The organism is Paenibacillus cucumis (ex Kampfer et al. 2016) (assembly GCF_019748695.1).
Taxonomy (GTDB): Bacteria; Bacillota; Bacilli; order Paenibacillales; family Paenibacillaceae; genus Paenibacillus; species Paenibacillus polysaccharolyticus.
The window spans coordinates 89329-109176 of sequence record NZ_JACLIC010000018.1 but is presented as its reverse complement, the minus strand read 5'-3'; the positions used below and the strand labels follow the sequence as shown (position 1 = coordinate 109176).

At 43.8% G+C, this 19848-nt stretch carries 12 protein-coding genes; 5 read left to right on the top strand and 7 right to left on the bottom strand.

All coding sequences use genetic code 11. From position 1 onward, the window contains the following. Nucleotides 1-687 (top strand): response regulator transcription factor, encoded by a 687-nt coding sequence (locus tag H7T88_RS10870; RefSeq protein ID WP_221788423.1) that lies wholly within the window; start codon nt 1-3, stop codon nt 685-687. Between the two features lie 94 nt (nt 688-781). Here the strand turns inward: H7T88_RS10870 and H7T88_RS10865 are convergent, their stop codons facing one another. The 4 genes from H7T88_RS10865 to H7T88_RS10850 all read right to left on the bottom strand — a co-directional run bounded on the left by H7T88_RS10865 (nt 782) and on the right by H7T88_RS10850 (nt 11585). Then, nucleotides 782-5707, bottom strand: coding sequence for an S-layer homology domain-containing protein (locus tag H7T88_RS10865; RefSeq protein WP_221788422.1), 4926 nt, complete (start codon nt 5705-5707; stop codon nt 782-784). 339 nt (nt 5708-6046) lie between these two features. Continuing rightward, nucleotides 6047-7162, bottom strand: coding sequence for a response regulator (locus tag H7T88_RS10860; RefSeq protein WP_221788421.1), 1116 nt, complete (start codon nt 7160-7162; stop codon nt 6047-6049). 34 nt (nt 7163-7196) lie between these two features. Continuing rightward, the gene (locus H7T88_RS10855) at nt 7197-10277 is read right to left on the bottom strand and encodes a hybrid sensor histidine kinase/response regulator (RefSeq protein ID WP_221788420.1); all 3081 of its coding nucleotides are present in this window, start codon (nt 10275-10277) and stop codon (nt 7197-7199) included. A gap of 315 nt (nt 10278-10592) precedes the next feature. Then, complete coding sequence (locus H7T88_RS10850; RefSeq protein ID WP_221788419.1) at nt 10593-11585, bottom strand: tRNA dihydrouridine synthase; 993 nt, start codon at nt 11583-11585, stop codon at nt 10593-10595. Between the two features lie 212 nt (nt 11586-11797). Between H7T88_RS10850 and H7T88_RS10845 the strand changes: the two genes are divergently transcribed. Next, nucleotides 11798-12271 (top strand): DinB family protein, encoded by a 474-nt coding sequence (locus tag H7T88_RS10845; RefSeq protein WP_154960347.1) that lies wholly within the window; start codon nt 11798-11800, stop codon nt 12269-12271. 112 nt (nt 12272-12383) lie between these two features. Further along, a complete protein-coding gene (locus H7T88_RS10840; protein WP_154960348.1) occupies nt 12384-12590 on the top strand; it encodes a DUF2536 family protein in 207 nt (68 codons plus the stop codon). A 158-nt stretch (nt 12591-12748) separates the two neighbouring features. Here H7T88_RS10840 and H7T88_RS10835 read toward each other — a convergent pair whose 3' ends face one another. The 3 genes from H7T88_RS10835 to H7T88_RS10825 all read right to left on the bottom strand — a co-directional run bounded on the left by H7T88_RS10835 (nt 12749) and on the right by H7T88_RS10825 (nt 16484). Then, nucleotides 12749-13483 (bottom strand): VanW family protein, encoded by a 735-nt coding sequence (locus tag H7T88_RS10835; RefSeq protein ID WP_221788498.1) that lies wholly within the window; start codon nt 13481-13483, stop codon nt 12749-12751. Nucleotides 13484-13655: 172 nt separating this feature from the next. Then, a complete protein-coding gene (locus tag H7T88_RS10830; RefSeq protein WP_221788418.1) occupies nt 13656-14483 on the bottom strand; it encodes a prenyltransferase/squalene oxidase repeat-containing protein in 828 nt (275 codons plus the stop codon). Nucleotides 14484-14519: 36 nt separating this feature from the next. After that, nucleotides 14520-16484 (bottom strand): ABC1 kinase family protein, encoded by a 1965-nt coding sequence (locus tag H7T88_RS10825; protein WP_221788417.1) that lies wholly within the window; start codon nt 16482-16484, stop codon nt 14520-14522. A 220-nt stretch (nt 16485-16704) separates the two neighbouring features. On the opposite strand from H7T88_RS10825, the gene H7T88_RS10820 reads away from it, so the two are divergent. Then, nucleotides 16705-17589, top strand: a complete 885-nt coding sequence (locus H7T88_RS10820) for a GNAT family N-acetyltransferase (RefSeq protein ID WP_221788416.1) — start codon at nt 16705-16707, stop codon at nt 17587-17589. Nucleotides 17590-18065: 476 nt separating this feature from the next. Further along, nucleotides 18066-19721 carry a leucine-rich repeat domain-containing protein gene (locus tag H7T88_RS10815; RefSeq protein ID WP_312027605.1) on the top strand — a complete coding sequence of 552 codons (1656 nt, stop codon included), beginning with the start codon at nt 18066-18068 and terminating at the stop codon, nt 19719-19721. Nucleotides 19722-19848 lie beyond the last annotated feature (127 nt).

Sequence of the window (19848 nt, the reverse complement as noted above, 5' to 3'; positions counted from 1 at the left end):
ATGAAGGACTCGTACAAAATTATGATCGTCGATGATGATCCCCATATATGTGAGATTGTTCAGGCGTATTGCGAACGTGAAGGTTTTAATTGCACTTATAGTCATACCGGGACAGAAGCCATGCAGCTGCTTACATCGTTTAATCCTGATTTGATTGTACTGGATGTGATGCTAGCCAATGAAAACGGCATTGACTGGTGCAGGAACGCAAGAGGCTACACTGATGCGCCGATCTTGTTTCTGAGCAGCCATGAGGAAGATGAGGTGAAGATCAGTGCATTAACGGATGGCGGCGACGATTATGTGACCAAGCCGTTCAGTCCAGGCGTACTCATGGCCAAAATCAAGGCTCATCTTCGCAGAGTATCGTCAAGCAGGCGGGAACAACTGCTGGAGTTACCAGGGTTGCAACTGGATTTCTATGCTCAGTCCGTCAACATAGGTAGTAAAACCATTTTTTTATCCAAAAAAGAATTCAGTCTCCTGTCCTATATGGCACAGAATGTGAACCGGGTGATCTCGGTCGATACGTTATTCAATCTTGTCTGGGGCATGGAAAGTCTGGAGGATACGAGAACGGTCGCTGTACACATCAGTAATTTGCGCAAAAAAATAGAGGATGACCCCCTCCATCCAGAGAGAATTATTACGATTCGGGGAGCAGGATACATGCTGGCTTCTTTATAGCCATTCCGGTAACGTCTTTTTTATTATGCAAAATACACAAAAAGGGTTGCCCCTGATGCAGTTAGTTCTGCACGGAGCAACCCTTTGAAGTGCATTAAATTAAACCGGATACCTTCAGTAACCGTTGTACAATCGTCGCAACTTCAGCACGGGTAATATTCGCCTTCGGAGCCAGTTGTTCTGCTCCTCTGCCGCTCACGACACCTGCTTCCAAGCTTGCTTCTACACCAGCTTTCGCCCATGCTGCAACAAGTGAGGCATCCGTGTAAGGTTTCAGCATTTCATCGCTGCCCTTACCTGCAAGCTTCTCTGTTAGCCCGGTAATTGCCATCGCTTTGGACAGAATCACCATCGCTTGTTCACGGGTAATCTTCTCTTGCGGACGGAAAGTCCCGTCCTCGAAGCCATCGATCAGCTTGTAATCATAAGCCGTCAGCACGGCGGAATGATACCAATCGGAAGCTTTTACATCTGCAAAAGGTGAATTTCCTTCAATTGGTTTCAATCCCAAGCCCCGCATCATGATAGCTGCGAATTCAGCACGTGTCATATCTACATTCGGATTGTAAAGATCATTACCACTGCCATTTACAATTAAACGGGAACCCATGTCATTAACAGCATCCTTGGCCCAGTGACTTTCTACATCTTTGAACGTCAGCGGATGCCAAACTACCGAGTACAAGCTATTGGTCAAGCTGTTAATGTGGGCAAAATACTTGCCATTCTCCAGTGTTACTTTGGTTGGAACATGACGTACAGATCCATCTGGATCTGTTACGATCCCTGTCGTAATTTTGCTCGGATCAATACCTTCGGGCAGAGCTATAGACCGTTCCACATACACATTAAACTTATTTATATCCACTGACTTTCCTGCATACTCTGCTTTGACTGTAAAGTCAATTGAAGGTGCTACCAGTGAAAGTGCATTTTGTTTCGCCGCATCTTCGGCAACCTTCATCATTGCTGCTTCCGGAGAAGCGATACGTAATGAGAGCTTGATGTCCTCCAGTGTTGCCGCCTCACCCAGTTGCTTGGAGATTGAATCAATATCAAGCTGCTGCGCAGGAATCGAGTAGCTTGCATTTCCTGTTTTCACAACCAGAATCGCCTGTTTGTCTTCCATCTTCTTGATCATCTGTCCAGTGAGTTCACCTATAATGATATTGGACTCAGCAGAAACAGGGATTGTTACAACAGCGCCTTGCCCTTCTGCATTCAGCTTGGTGTCCAGTTGCTGCTGATCGACAGTAATCGTCGTTATCGTACGCTCACCTTCTTTAGAAGCTACAGACTTACCAATGCGCTCCTCTTTGCCATTCACCAGTACTACAACCGCATCATTGGTCGGGGCTGGCGTGCCTGCAGGAGTTGCTCCTGCGCTAACACTGTTGTTGCTTCCTGCATTGCCAGCACTTCCACTGTTTCCACCAGCGTTGCCGCCAGTGTTGCCACCTTGATCTGTTCCACCGCCGTTGCTAGTGGCAGTCCATTTTGCATATAAAGTAACATCGCTATTCACAACATCTGTATCGTTATTCCATTTTAATGTTCCTGCTGCATCCTTGTACCACCCTTCAAAGGTGTAACCTGCTCTTTCCTTAACAATCATTACTGGAATCTTGGAGCCTTGTGTTACCCCCATTGAGAATGGAGCAGTTCCATCCTGCCGATTAAAGAATACATTGTAAGCCGGAAGATTAGCTGAATTGACAGTCACCGCCACAACCAAACTATTGACCGTTGACGTTTGATTCTGAGCAGCCAAATCGTTTGTGTTCTTCACTTTCACATAATAGTACACCTTACCTGCTTGATCTGTAGGTACGGAAAAACTACTCTCTGTTGCACCCTCAATCAATGTAGCGCCTTCAACGCTATCATTTGTGTTACTGTACCATTGATAGCTCAATGTACCACTGTCACTTACCGTGGCATTCACGCTCAATTGCGGGCTCTCGCTTCCCTGATCTACCTTTAAGTCCACCAGATCCGTATGAATTACCGGAGTTGCTGCGTTGATGATGAGCTTCTTAACCTTGCCGAGCTGATTATCAACAGCATACAAATTACCAAGGGAATCTAAAGCGAGCCCATACGGAATACTGAAATCGGCTTTTGTACTAATTGGCGTCGCTTCACCATTTGACAGTTTTTTCACGCCTTCACTGTCTGCAACATACACATTACCGTTCGCATCCGCTGTCATTCCTATTAACATGATAAACTGTACGCCAGGTGCGACTTCCTCCGAACTATCGTTCCACAACGTTTTGACCGTAACTCCATTACTATGACTAGCATACATTTTCCCACCAGTCACTACTAAACTAGAAATGTAACTATTAATTGAACCGAAGTTCTCCCAAGTACCATTAACCAGTTTTTTAATTACGTCGCCTCGATCAACCACATAGATCTGATCTTGCTCATCAACTGCCAAATGCGATGGATTGATAAGTCCATTACCAGGAACAGTATCCCAAATATTATTAGCGTATTTCAAGATAGAGCTGTCACTGCTCCTAGACACATAAATTGTACCTTTGCTATCTGTTGCAATCCCTGTATAAAAATCTTCTCTTTCCTCTCCATCAGCAGGAGTGATATCCTGCCAGTCACTGTCTATAGTACGCTTAACAATTTTCATTCCACTTATTACATACACCGTACCATTCGGATCGACTGCAATACCATTTGCACCAACAAAAGATGCCTCTGGCCCCGTGATATCTTGCCAGCTCCCCTTACTTACAAGTACTGTAGCTACAGTGCTCGGCGTTGTTGTGGAAGTTTCACCTAACGTATTGGTTACCTCAACAAAATAATACGTTATTCCCACAGTTGATGCGGGCGCATCATACCTGCTTTCCGTTGCTCCTGCGATCTTTTCAATGTTTCCACTCTCGACACTTTTCTTCGTATTGCGATACCATTGATAGGATAGCTGACCACCATCATTTACGTTTGCAACGACTTTCAACTGTGGACTTGGATCATTCAGGCTTACACTTCTGTCCGCAGGTTGTCGGGTAATCTGAGGGGATTGTGCCTTTGCTGGTTCCGTAATCACTGGTCCTGTTCCACCACCAGTGTTGCCGCCGCTACTCACCGTCACTAGCGCAAGGGAACTATTGACTGATGCGGCTTGATTTTGGGCAGCAGAAGTATTCATATTTTTTACATTCACATAATAGTAGAGAATGCCAGGTTGAGTTGTCGGTGCGGAATAACTGCTCTCCGTTGCACCCTCAATCAATGAGGCTCCTTCCACGCTATTTTTCGTGTTGCTGTACCATTGATAGCTCAATGTACCACCATCGTTAACTGTGGCATTAATGCTCAATTTCGGTTGCTCAGCTCCCTGATCTACCGTATCGCCAATGGGCTGTGCATGAATAACCGGAATTGCTGCATTAACAATCAGCCTTTTAATATGTCCGCTCTCATAATCTGTGACATACACGTCTCCATTGTGACTTATGGCTACACCATATGGAAGGCTGAAATCACTTACTTCACTGACCGTTGTCCATACGCCTGCAGACCGCTTCCTTACAACATGATTATATGAGTCTGCTACATACACATCCCCACTTGCATCGGCTGCAATTCCTTGTGGCATATTAAATTTTGTGCCAGCTGTGATACCTTCCCAGCTACCATCCATTAATGTTTTAACTCCAAATTCAACAAAGTTATCATATGTTACATAAACATTCCCATTACCTACTGCTAATCCAACAGGAGTAGAGACATTGAATTCACTGATACTTTCCCAGGTTCCATCGACCAGTCTTTTAACGTTTCTGAACTCTCTATCTGCTACAAAAATCTGGTTATTCTCATCCACTGCCACATCAACTGGCGTGGAGAGACCTTCATTAGTGCCATTAACAACTTCCCAAGTACCATCCATATATTTCAAAATAGAACTACTGCGGCTCCGCGACACATAGATTGCCCCTGTGCTATCTGCAGCCATACCCGAGATATATTCGAGACCTTCTTCTGGTGTTATATCGATCCAGTTACCATTGTTGGACCGCATCTTAATTGTTGTGGAACTAGCCACGTACACCGTACCATTCGGATCAACTGCGATATCAATTGGTCCATTAACAGGTATCTCTGGCCCCGTTATATCTTGCCAATGCCCTTCAGCCAATGGGGGTTTCACCGTTACACTGACTACTTGGCTAGAGTCTATCTTGGAACTGGCACCGAGTGTGTTCTTTACCTTAACGAAATAAAACGTTGTTCCTGCCGTCGTTGTCGGCACATCAAAGCTACTATCCGTAGCCCCATCAATGGCCCTCTCTCCAGTCGTAATTAAACTGTACCATTGATAGCTTAACACTCCGCCGTCACTTACCGTTGCATTTACACTCAACTGCACACTATCATTCAAATTCACTTCTTTATCCAAAGGTTGCTGGTTAATTTGAGGTGATTGTGCATCCTTTGGTTCCACGTCCCCCGTGCCTGTTCCAGAGGCAGGATTTATTGTGACAGAACCCGGAGTATTATGGTCAATACCTACTATGGATTCATTAGATCCAATGTATGTACCTGAATTCCAAATCACATGGGCTGAACCCTCACTCGCTGTTTCCTTTATTCTAAAATGTAAAACAAATATCTCTTGCTTCCCATCCTTAATGGGGTGTTCTTCTCCGAAACTGGAGTTCACATAAACTTCAGTACTGGCTGGAATTTCACCTTTATCAAAGGTAGATGTGTTCCATTTCGTACTTGCTACCCCTGGCATCGGCTCAAGTTTATTAGGATTATAGGTAAAATTAAGCTGATAGCCATATATACTATAATCCCCCGGATAGATATATACAGGAACTTCTACTATATCACCAGGAGATCCGGAAGCAGTTCCGATCTCAAGTGATGCTGGATCATCCGCAAAAGCAATGGATGGAAACGAACTCAAAAGTAAACTGAAAACAAGAACAACAGAAAACAAGGATCGAAGCTTGTTCCTGCCCATAACATGTTGCATCATTCTGTATTCCTCCCTGATTAAACATTCGTAATCTTCTTCATATCATTACTATCTAATTTTTCCGGTGCCATCTATGTACAGGTACACAGTCAAACATCTCAAGCCCGTCCTTCTCCGGCCTTTCCCTGCTCTCACCGCAGGTGCTCTCCTCTCAATATCGCTGTATTCACCTCAACACCAATAAGTCGCGTAATTCCCCTTCTTTCGACATTCGTGGGTCCCGAGAACTAATTTTACTTACGTACGCTTACAAAACACTTACAAAGAACCTCAGAAAACGCCACAAAAAAAGCTCCGCAGAATCCCATTTATCAGGGAGTACCGCAAAGCTTCTTCTAACTATGATTTTCCCATCATTTCCACATACATCTGCTCCATGAAGGCAGGCGGTTCCATTCCCATTTCCTGCTGGAACACCTCTTTCATTTTGTTAAAATGCATGGAAAAGGAAGTTCGATCCTGCCGGTGCATAAAGATCCTTAGCATCATTTCATGACCTTCTTCATCGTAAGGAACGATGGAGAGAAAGAATTGCAGAAAATCCTGTGCTTGCCGATACTCTCCTCTTTTCATATATAAGCGAGCCAGCGTTTTGGACATATCTCGAAAGCTTTGATTAGCCCGTTCCTTATCCGCTTCACACCAGGCGTAATCTTTCCAGTCAAAAAGCGGCCCCTTATACTGCCTTAAAACCTCTTCTGCATCCGCAGGATATCTATCAATCTGGGCAGATCCTCCCCTCCTCAGCTCTTCGAAGCGCACATAATCACAGGATTCGAGCAATTGAAAATGATAAAAGCCCTTTTTGGAGCTTAATTGAATATGGATGCCGTTATCCAGCAAGGTTTTCTTCATGCGAAATACGGTTGTATGCAGATTTTGTTCTGCTTTCTGCGGCTCATGCTCCGGCCATAGACTTTCACATATGCTCCATTTAGAAAGACTCGTATCCCTGTGAATCAGAAAATATGCGAGAAGCTCTTCTGTCTTTGCCGTCGGGAAATCGACCGGGCTCCCATCGTTTAAACGAGAGACAATATACTGACCGAAACATTGGATACGGGCATGCGTTTCTTTTTTCCTCATAGAAGCCCGTCTTTTACGCTTGAGAATTCGCCGAATGGTATCACGCAGCGCCACTTCATCTACAGGTTTCAAGAGATAGTCCAGCGCATTCACCCGGAATGCATCCAGTGCATATTGATCGTAAGCTGTAATAAATACAATCTCCGTATCCAGTTCCATGCCCTGCAAGTTAGCAGCCAGTTCCAGACCGTTCATACCGGGCATATCAATATCCAAAAAAGCTGCATCCGGTTGCAGACGGGGGAAATCATTCAGCAACTCCATATAATTCGTGTAAGTGCCGACGACCTCCACTTCCTCGATGCCCTCCAGGATGTGTTGCAGCCGCATAATAGCCAGTCGCTCATCATCCACGATGACAACTCTCATGAATATCATTCCCTTCTCTTCACAGTACACGAGTTTATATTTTGAACTGGAACCTGACGCTAGTCCATTCTCCTTCTACACTCGTCACCTTTAATTCTTCTTTACAGAAGTGTGCCAATCTCCGGCGGATATTCATCAGACCTACTCCCCTTCGTTGAGATGAAGAGTTACTCGCTACCCATAATTTTTGTAATTGATCCGGGGTCATGCCGACGCCATCATCCCATACTTCGATCTGAACCGTATCCTCATGCAGAGTAATGGACAAACGAACCGTTCCTCCAACGACCCTTCTCATGACACCGTGCCGGATCGCGTTCTCCACCAAAGGCTGTATCGTTAACGGAAGGATTTTTTTCTCCAGCGTTGCTGGCTGTACATCATATATAACCGTCAGTCGATCCTCGAATCGGGCTTGTTCAATCGCCACATAGGCCTCAACCAGCTGAAGCTCGTCTCGTAGCGACACATAACGATCCGGTCTGGGATCAAAGCTCCTTCTTAAATAATGACTAAGATGTGTAATGAGATTCTCTGCTTGTATCGGATCTATACGGCATAAAGCCATAATGGAATTCAATGAATTAAACAAAAAGTGCGGCTTAATCTGTGACTGGAGAAAATCAAGCTCTGACCTCATGGCATCCTCAACGGACGTCTTTAACCGCAGTAGCGTTTCTGTTCTGGCCCGTACTTCGGAAGCGTCAAAGGGTTTGACTATAAAATCGTTCGCTCCTGCCTTTAACCCTCCCTCAATATCGCTGGAAGAATGAAGCACCGTCAGTAAAATAATTGGAAGCTCAAACAGACTGAACTGCTTTCGTATCTCTCTGCAGACCTCAAACCCGGACATTCTGGGCATCATCACATCCAGTAGAACTAAGTCGATATCCGAGCGGCTATGAAGCAACTCCAGTGCCTCTACTCCGTTATTTGCCCACAATATATGATAAGGTTCACTCGCGAACAACCGGGACAAAACATGGAGATTCGAGGTTTCATCATCCACTGCCAATATCGTGAACCTACTTTCAACAGACGGAGACTGATTAACCGAATGTTCTGGAATGGATGTAACTGCTGAGATCTGCTTCTGCTCTAGTATATCATTCTCATAAGTCGCAGCAGCTTCCGCACTGCCATCCCATTTCTCATCCGCAAGCGGGAGTGTAAAAGCAATCCTTGTTCCTCTTCCCTGCTCGGACCAATCAATATAAATGTCTCCATCCATCAGGTGTAGCAACTTTCTGCAAATAAACAATCCCAAGCCCGTTCCACTATACTCATACGGGGAGTGGGCTTGCTCGAAAGGTTGAAAGATCGTATCCCATTCCGACCTGGCAATTCCCACACCGCTGTCCTCAATCCAAATGGTAACTCGATCAGCCGTTGCCCGTGCACTCACAGTGATGACACCTTCCTGAGTGAACTTGGCCGCATTGCCCACCAGGTTGTAGATAATCTGTTTCAACCTGTTCTCATCTGCATACACCAGAGGCAGCTTATCCGGTACGGCGTTAACCAGCCTGATTTTCTTCCCTGTGATGAGATGTTCGAACAAATGGAATACAAGAGACACCGTAACGCGCACATCCACCTTGGCAGGAAGAACAGTCAATTCATTGCGTTTAATTTTTTCCATATCCAAAATATCATGAACCAGCGCGGACAATCTTCTGGACGTATCCCGGATTAAAGACAGATTCTGCATCTGAACGTTGTTCAGTTCTTCTGCACCTGTCTCCAGCATGTTCTGGGACAAATTGATAATACCGTGCAGTGGCGTTTGAAACTCGTGCGAAGTCTGAAGCAGAAATTCATCCTTCTGCTTGTCCGCCTTCTGGAGTTTGGCCGCCATATTCTCAATGGTATTATATGCTTCAGAGAAGCGGTAAGACATGATGAACGATGCCAAGAAACAAAAAGCCAAAATCGCATAATACCCCAATTGGTAACTTGTCGTCAGACTGCTCAAATACAGAGCATAATCGAATAGACCCACCAAGTAACTGCATAAAGCCATGATAAAGAGCGCCAGACTTTTTTTTCTGAACTCGCCGTATCGTTCCTTGCGGTAGGAATAGAGCAGAACACCAATCATGATGATGTAAGCCCCAAGTTGAAAGGTACTGGCGATGATATTGAAGTCGGAATACCATTGAAACGGGGTGACCAGGACAAATGCAATATACAAGGCCATCCCATATACAAGGCTTCTGGTAAACCAGCGAGCAATCAATCCTTCACACATGGATTGGATAAACATCACCATCGTAATTAAAGAAAGATATAATGATATGGCCTGAATTTTATAATAAAACTCGGTGGGCAGATCAAAGTATTCTACGATAATCCGTTCGCCGTTACTGGCAAAGGACCATGCGATTACAATACAGCTTAACCCGAAATAGAGAAGACCTTGTTCTTTTTTGCGAATAATGTATACACTTAATTGATAACATCCCAGCATCAGCAGGGATACAATTAGCGTTAAATTAAGGACCGTTGTATTGATGTTAAAAGCTTGAATGCCCTGCGCACTTCCAAAGTAAAGGCTATAGGGAATGCCGCCTTGCGTATTTTCAAAATTGGCTACATGAATCAAAATCTCTGCCGTATCCCCTTGTACTGTAAAAAAGGCATTATACGGCCTGTTCACATATTCATATGTATGTTGATCTAAAGTCGGGACACCGCTCTCTCCCACCTTCTCGCCATTTACATAAACGGTACTCGCCATTCGGATGTTCGAAATTCTTAGACCATATACCCTCGAAGAAGGCTCCAGCTTCACCTTCAAACGGTAGGTTCCACCACCCTTGGCCTGAAGAGTCCCATCTTGTGCTGTATGTCTCCAAAATCCGGGTACATGAATGAATTGTGCACTTGAAACGGGGTGAACCCCTGGACTCAGTAGTTCATTCCAGTAAAATTCCCATTGCCCGTCCAGTGGTGCTACTTCATCGGAATTAAAATTCCATGTGGTCATATCCAGGATTCCATTCTTGGATGGCTCTGGCTTCATGCCTTTATTCTCCGTTGCTTCCTGTAATCCAAATAACAAAAGATAACAACCAAGACTAACCGCAACCAATGCCACGAGCATTCTTCTCATCTAACCATCTACTCCGTTTCATATCCTAGCGTAAAGGCACGTGGGATCAGCCTATCCGGTTCATTATATCAGCTTAACCCAAGCTGCAGAAGGCAGATGTAAGGTCTCATGTCAAATGGTTAAACCATATAAAAAGCCCAAGCGATCGTTCCACTTGAGCGATTTATAGAGCTTATAGAAGTTAGATATCTGTTCATTTAGACATGGTTATCTTGCATACAATTCAGCCATCATCATTCTGAAATAGCGATCAAGCAGTTCCATTTTGTATCGAGGATTCACTTAACAGAACTTTACTGTGATCATGCAACTGTTTTATATGCTGTTCCCCTCTGTAACTGACTGATCATTCCTTGCAAATTCGTCCAACAAATCACGTACTTTAGCGGTTGTTTTAGCATTCATCAGGTTACCTCTCAACTCACTTGCACCGCGGAATCCACGAACGTATATTTTGAAAAAACGCGCCAAGGGACTGAACGAACGAGGTTCCAGTTCCGCATATTGATCATGCAGATCCAGATGCAGCCGAAGCAGATGAAGGAACTCCTCCGTCGTGTGCTCCCGCGGCTCCTTCTCAAAAGCAAACGGATTCTGGAAAATTCCCCGCCCGATCATTATGCCGTCCACACCATATTGCTCTGCCAGCTTCAGGCCAGCCTCACGGTCGAGAATATCCCCATTAATGGTTAGCAGTGTATTCGGTGCGATTTCATCCCGCAGTTTTTTGATCTCGGGAATCAATTCCCAGTGGGCATCCACCTTGCTCATTTCCTCTCTTGTGCGCAGGTGAATGGACAGATTCACGATGTCTTGCTGCAAAATATGAGTTAACCAGTCGCGCCATTCATCGACCTCGGTGAAACCAAGTCTTGTTTTGACACTCACCGGCAAGCCCCCTGCTTTTGCGGCCTGGATAATCTCTGCGGCAAGGGCAGGTCGGCAGATCAAACCGCTTCCTTTGCCATTCTCCGCTACATTCGCTACAGGACAGCCCATATTAATATCGATGCCTTTGAAACCTTCCTTCGCCATGCCAATGCTCATCGCACGGAAAAACTCTGGCTTGTCTCCCCAAATATGCGCCACGATCGGCTGCTCATCCTCGGTAAACGTTAACCGCCCGCGCACACTTTTGTTGCCCTCCGGGTGACAGTAACTTTCCGTATTCGCAAACTCGGTAAAAAACACATCCGGTCTGCCCGCCTCACTGACGACATGCCGAAACACCACATCGGTCACATCTTCCATCGGCGCAAGTATAAAAAATGGTCGTGGCAATTCACGCCAAAAATTGTCTTTCGTCATATCCAAAACCTCTCTATACATACTAGGGAAATTATTTATCCCGAAATAGCCAATCAGTTGTAACTCAATTATATCACACCCCTGAACGAAGCATACTTCTCCTGTAAACTTGAAAATATTTGACATAAATATATAATAGAGATATTATAGATACTTTTAGTCTTTAATTAAAAAAGCGAATCGTTATTCGCTTATAAAGGAGATTAATGAAAATGAATATACTAACGAATCAATATGAAATGATTAAACGAACAAGAGAATCCCTCTTCCAAATGTGTGAGACGATGTCCCCTGCAGCTTACTCGCAAACGATTGATGGTTTAGGTGGGGAATCCATCCGCAACCTGCATGTTCATGTCTCGGATTGTTATCGTGTATGGCTAGGTGTTCGTGGTCTTGGACAAAGCATTCCCAAGCTAAAGCCGGAATCCATCAGAGACGTTCAGGAGATGCGTGCATTATTTGAGAAGACAGATTTGCTGGTAGATGAATTTCTTCATCATTTCAAAGACAATTGGGACGCAGACATTCAAGCCAGTTGGATGAGTGAAACCGCTGAATTAAGCGAATTATGGCTTTTCACCCATTGCACCACCCATGAATTTCATCATCGAGGGCAGATTACGAAAATCGCAAGAATGCTCGGAACCATTCCTTCCAAAATGAATTTATCTAAAATAAAATAATCACATACGGTTTAGCTGGTTTTCACTTGCTGATCTTTACAAGCTCCTCTACAATTAATCTCGGCAGGCTCTGAATTGGGCCAATTGTATAAAGTGGGGGTCTACATCACATATGGAAATTTCATTAGATATCATGAAGGACAAGGTTGAATGCCTTCAAGCTTATGACTTTCAGGAACTGGAACGAGCGATTGATGAACGGATGGGCGTGAACAAAGCCCTTCTTCTACGTGTAAAGTTAGTTCAGCATCAAGTTACGTTTGATCCCGTTCGGAACAAAATGTTGTACAGTGCTGTGGTACATTTTGCTGTAGATTAATGGGTTCATGCGAAGTTAATGCATAATCTAATTGAGGTACAACCAGCAGGTCTTCCAAGATGGATCACCTGCTGGTGATGTATAACGGATTAGAATCCGGTCAAATTACAAGTTAAAAGGACTATTACACTACCCTCTTCGTCACGAGCAATATACTGCTAATTACTTTTTGCGGATTCCGTTAGTAATGGAGAGTACATCATAAGGGCATTATTCTCAGTGATGAATTCATCATCAATCCATTCTCCCTCTGGATTAAAAATACGCCGATGTAACACATTACTCCTGACATATCCTCCCCAATGCTGTTGTTCAATGCGGTGCTGTTTCTCGTAGATTTCATAAGAATATAAGACTTTCTCTTCTGCACGCCATTCTCCTCTCAGCACATGATCTTTCAACTCCAGATGAAGCTGGTAGGATATTGACGTAGGATTGGAGATCATCAGATCCAGGTAGTTATACGCACACGTTGCCCCGCTGCCAAACGGTTGTGTGCGGTTTGAGTCCGGGAAAACATCATAACTATGTCGATGTCGCTCAACAACAGCAAGCGGTGTGTGCAGTGTTATCCAGTAAATAAGGTTTGAGAGCTGACAGAGTCCTCCGCCAACCCCTGGTTTGAAGCCACCATAAAATAATATCATGCCCGGAACATAACCTTTGCGCGCTGTCGTTTTGCCGATCAGCTTCCAGTAGGACATCGTTTCACCCGGTTGAAGGATAAGTCCATTGAGTCGCCCGATCGCGATCGACAGATTGATTTCTTTGTTATGCTGTAGCCACATATCCACGTCCTTCAGCTTTCGAAGGGTGGGTGTTTCATGATGAAATACAACATGTGGAAGATTTTTAGCTGAGAAGGTTTTTGCAAATGAAGTACCGTCAACCAGCCATCTCGCATGGCTTCAATCCCCCTTTGTAGACAATCTACTGCTAGGCGTTTATTCCTCTATAATATGACGTCTTCATTTTCCATAGAGTTACGGCCTAACTGCTTTTCCGATGAAAAAAAATAAAGCAAAAAGACCCCAATTCAAAAGCTTGAGGTCTGATTAAAGCGAACTACAACCTTCCGTAATTGCGCAGCACCGATAACGTAAAAATCGTATTATACGCCTGCCAATGCTTCAAGTCATGCTCATCACTCCAGCCACCATCTTCCCGTTGTGAGTTTTCTAGATCATTTAACAACTTATTCAGTAAATCCTTGGGCATGACTTGAGCAACTCTGGTGTCAGGTGAATTAGCAAATTGGAAAAGAGTAAACTGATTTTTCTCCGTTGCGCTTTGAGCACATTTCAGAATATTATCGATCGTTGCTTCTATAAAAGGTCTATTCTCAGGGGTATCTTCCAGATTGAGATAGTAGTCATGAGCATGGTACGCCATAAACAGCCAATCATTGGCCTGAATGTGCTCTAGCGTGAGGTTAGACTTCGCCCACTTTGATGTCGATGCAGCTAAGGAAGCGGAGCAAATCCCCTGTTTAATCAAATTACCTGTAATTGAATCGGGTGTGGACTGCCCACCATCACTCCACCATGAAGCATGGGGATACTTATGTAAGGAATCCGGATTTTTCAAAGAACCATCTTCATTTCTATTGCGTTCAACCCAATTCACCGTACCCATCAACACCTCGGTCAGCGACAGATTCATATCCCTGCCCATCGTCAATAAAAACTCCAGCGCAAGAGGATGCGAGTCCGGACATTTAATATCATGTTCCAAACCATGCCCCCACCCGCCGTCCGCATTTTTGTAACAAAGCAGGCACTGATACAGTCGTTCAACCGAGCCGCCATCAAAAAGATAACTAAATAACGCTTGCTCCCAGAGCACACCTTTAGCATATACAAAATCCCTTGCCTTATCTATCGATACGGACATGCTATAGACTCCATTCTGTCTCATTCTCCATCCTACTTACACCTTCGGTTTCAACTGTTTAATTACAGCCATGATCAATATGATCATGCCTACGCCAAAACCAGATATAGATAACGGAGCAAGTAAAAATCGCATCGCTTCCCCCTGCACCACAAAGCTAGCAAGCATGACGACCATACAGATTACCGTGAATATACCCACTGTCAGAGTGCCCATAAAATCATGCAGTGAATGATTTTCCTCACGGGCAATCATAATTTTATTGTCCTTCAGAATAGGCAGTTCCAATAACTTCGGAATGTAGTCCGTAATCTGCTCTTTGACCTTTGTCAAACGCTCTTTGACTACTTGTCCTTTATCCATATAAGTTGCGTAAGATTGACTGGTTGCGGATAAAGAGTACGTATCATCTACAGATGACAGCGTCCCATCCAACGTAATGATGGCTCTGAATGCTCCGGCAATCGTAGGTTTTAATGACATCCCCATCTCCGTGATCATGGACATCATTCGTTTCATCATGACACTTGTCGGGTCTGGTGAGAAAGACGCTTCGGACAAAAGTCGGCTCAGACGCTGTTCAATCAACTTTTCATCCAGCAAATGCCCATCCTCACAAACTCGTGTCAAACCATACGCCATCTCTTTCGTATCTCGATTGCTGTACCCCATCAGGAAGCTTAACATCCCACCTCGTTCTTCATCTGTTAAGTAGCCCACTGAACCGAAGTCGATCAGCGCAACCTCTCCATCAACGGTCAGCATCAGATTTCCGGGGTGCGGGTCTGCATGAAAGATACCTATCACTAGAATTTGATCCAAAAATGCGTGCATGACCCTCTCCGAAACATCGCTTGTCACCGCTTTCGTGAAGCTGGTTCCTTCGATATATTCCATAGTTAAAATCTGTTTCGTCGAATACTCCGAATAGATTTCGGGGACACGGATACGAATGTTGTGTTCTTCGAATGCTTTGCGAATCAGATTCGTATTCAAGGCTTCGATATCAAAATCCGTTTCCTCGATCAAATTCTGTTTGAACCCTTCAGCAAGCTGAATTAATCCAAGTCTTTTGATTTTGACAGAGCGCTCGGATAGCCATGATACAAACTGGATTAAAATATCCAAATCGACCGTCATTTTCTGCTTCACATCAGGTCTTAAAATTTTGACAACAACCATCTCTCCCGCCAATTTCAGCTTCGCCAGATGAACTTGTCCAATCGAAGCGGCTGCGATGGGTTCCATGCCAAAGGATTCATATGTTTCATCCATATTGCCGATTTTGGTGTCGATAATCGCTTTCAGCTCCTGTGGGCTTAGCGGTTTCACCTGATCATGTAAACTGGAGAAAGCTTGGATGTAGTTTACAGGTAACATGTCCTTTTTTGTCGATAACACCTGGGCAAACTTCACAAATACACCACCCATGCTATCCAGTACCTCAGCAATAACATATGGCAGTTTGGCATGATCCTGCTGAATCAAATGAGCCAAACCTTTGCGTGAAATAATCCAGAACATGTGCATCATCCGCCGCCACGCACGAAATTTATTCAATATATACAGGAGCGGATTGGTCGCCTGCAATATTTTAAAATTAAACAGGTTAAGAAGCATATAGGCATAACACGCGATGAATATAATAAGCAACGGATAATAGATAAACATGACTCTAAGAATCTCGGCATCTGGTGGAGCTGTCTTTTGATTAAAATATGTAAAAGAAAGTACGAGCGTTACGATCGATGTACTGAATAATATCGCCAAGCTCAGCTTCAGTTGATTACTTTTCAGAATATTGATATTTCCGATGATAAAGTAAACCAGGAATGCCGCCACCAAAATACTGCTCAGATAAAATTGCTCCAACACCTGAAGTAACATGCTCACCGCAAGAGCACTGGCGAACGAAATCAGCACTTTATGTTTCCTGTTGAAGAACGACGTCAGCAACATGAATACAATGAAACACACGAGTAATGTAACAAAAAAGAACATCTTACATCCCACCTGTTATGTAATGGTAATGAATGAATGGTTGCTCCCTCAATATAACACACCAAACTTGGACTTGGGATGGTGATCAAAGATGTTATTAACATAACATGAGGATATGGAATGAAGGGGTTTAATCGTTTTTGTCGAATAATATCTGGTAGAAATGTAAGAGTAATTGGGCTTATTGATATACATAGAAAAAAGCTAAGGAGAACATACCATGCAGAATTTGAAATTTACGAAAAATTATAAAAACAATGATACACTTCGAAAAAGTTTTTTCGAACTCGCTGCAAGTACATTCGATATCCATTTTGAAAATTGGTACCAACAGAGTTGCTGGGGCGAAGGATACATCCCTTTCTCGTTTGTAGCTGGAGATCAGATTGTTGCTAATGCATCTGTGAATATCCTAGAACTGGTCATCCACGGAGAGAAGAAAAAAGCAATTCAAATTGGCACGGTAATGACACATCCCGATTACCGCGGGAAGGGTCTATCTGCAAGTCTAATGAACAAAATTCTGGAGGAATACGAAAACAAGTACGATCTCATGTACCTTTTCGCCAATGAATCCGTTCTTGATTTCTACCCTAAGTTTGGGTTCAAAGCTGTAGAAGAACATTTATTTTCAATGGACTTTCATTGTACAGCTACCCCATTAGAATCTGCGAACCTGCGGAAACTAGATGTAACTGACGCAGAGGACTTACACCTTATTCAGCAATTTGCATCGCAACGACTGCCTGTTTCCAAGCGGTTTGCAACCGATCATACTCCTGGCATATTCATGTTTTATTGCTTGAATGTGTTTAATAATGATATTTATTATTTGGAAAACGAAAAGGTCATCGTTATTTATCAGAAAGAAAACAGCAGTATCGACCTCTTCGATGTTGTCAGCTTAAACGAAATCAATATGAGAGATATTGTGAATAAAATTGCTGATGCAGATACCGAGAAAGTAACGTTTCATTTTACCCCGGATGAAAATAATGGTATGGAACTAATAAGTTCAATCAACAATGATGGCTTATTTGTAAAAACCCATGGTGATAATCTCTATCCTATGCACGTTAAACATCCGATTACATCCATCGCCTAGTGGGCATTTAATGATGACTACCATCATAACGATCCTCGTTCAAATATAAAAATAGACCACAAAGGAGCAGGTCCCCCCTGCTCTTTCTCTATGTGAAACTTCGTTATCTTATTGAACGTAACACTTCAGAACGATAAACTATAGTGTGAGCCAGTCATGCTACATCAGTAGTCTCTAGAGAAGGCTCATCAAATATAAGCTCTAAATTAAATCAGATATCAGTTCAATATGATCTTACAATCATCATCATGAAGGGGGAGGCATTCGTGGCATTTATTCCGTTAAACTGTCCCAATTGCAACGGAAGAATTGAATACAAGGAGGGGCAGGTTTTAAAGTGTCCGTACTGTGAGACAGAGCTTTTGTTGAAGCAAAATAATGTCTACTATGTAGACCAAACTATTAATCATTACCACGGAACGCCTCCTAAGGCAGCACCAAAGCCGAACGTCTCCGTAAGGCTATTACTAATACTGATGTTAGTCCTATCGGGTGCCATCGGTGCTTACCTTTACTCGAGTACAAGTTCCACGCTTCAGAAGACAGAAGCCAATCTGCCTGTACGCAAGATGCCGGAAAGCGAAGTTCTGCTCTCCTTTTTGCGAGATATTTTTGATAAAGGGTCTGCCTTGCCGACAGAAGAGGAACTCGCTCGTGTACGCTATCTGACCGTAGATTATCTGGATAGTGACCAATGGCAATTTACCTATAGCTTCTCCGATCCCTTCAGTGATGAAAAGGCTGAAAAGATCACTTATGTTACTCAGGACAAGAAATTGAACACACAGGAGATTGACCAGCGAGATTTTGAAGCCTTTACGGGACTGACGGCACTCGATCTGACGGGAACCTATGAAATTGCCCAGACGGATCAAACCACGTTTGCTCATATGTCCGGACTGAAAAGCTATGGTGGCGCTTTTAACGAATCCTTTAATTCGTTTTCCGGCTACTTTGGCGACAAATCTAAAATTACGCACCTGACTACCCAGCTTCGTAGCAATCAGGAACTAGCCTTACTGCTGGAGTTTCCTAACCTGAACTCTTTATCGATTACTTATGTCGATGAGTCCATAACGGATTTTCACCTGTTAAGCAAACTGCCGCTCAAGTCCCTGTCGCTCACGTTTGTCAATGAACTGGGATGGTTGTCGTCCATGACCGGGCTGACATCCTTATCCATCAACTACAGTGAAACTACAGACTTGCAGCCGTTATATGCGTTAACCCAGCTTCAAGAACTTCAGCTTTCCTATTTAAACAACGTGAAATCCATAGACTTTGTGCAAAATATGCCTGCTCTACAGAAGCTGGACATCGAGAGTTTAAACTTTTCCAGTCTGGAACCGTTAGCTGGTAAAACCTCGATTACCAAACTGCGCCTGGCTTCCTTAAGCAAGCTTAGTTCAACAAAGGCCATAAATAGTCTATCCTCATTGCGGGAATTAACGTTGTCCGGTTATTACGAGAATGCAGAAGCACTGACATTACCCAATGCAGGAAGGGTAGAAATCCCTGGCTCCTTCCTCTCCGGGCTGAAGGCACCTGCCACAACCAATCTGACACTCCGTGGCGGAAGCGGGGAGTTAAATCTGGCAGCCCTAGGCAAATTTCCGAAGCTGGAACAACTCTCCCTCTGGGAAATCAGTGAAATCACTCAACTCAGCTCGCTGAACAGTTTATCTCGCTTACAAAAACTAAACATTAATGATTCATCATTGTACAGTGAAAGTGATGCCTTATTTCGTTTGAAGCAGGTAAAATCGCTAGTATGCTCGGAGTGCAGGCTGAATTTCGAACAAAAGGCAGGAGCGGAGAACAAAGTACTTGAGCATCTGACCTTAGAGGAGCCCTATTTTAACATCAATAATACCTCCGTTAGTGAAATTGACCAGATAATGCCTTACTTTTCCAAACTGTCTGCGCTGCGTTCTTTCACCCTGCAAGACAGCAACCTGGCTTCACTTGGATTTATGAGCAAATGGCAAGCCATTGAAGAACTCCATCTCGAGAACAATGCCATTTCCACTGTGGAAACCTTAAGCAAGCTGCCCAATCTGAAGAAAGTATATCTGTCCGGCAATTCGGTGCAGAACAAGTCCGTGCTTGGAACGGACGTGAAGGTATATTAGCCAATTGTAAAGATCATTGGAGATTTTTAAACTCCTGTGATTAGCCATGACATGATACAAAAAGCCGACTGCACTGAGTTTCAGAGCAATCGGCTTTTGATTTAACTTTTCATGTTTCAGTCAAACT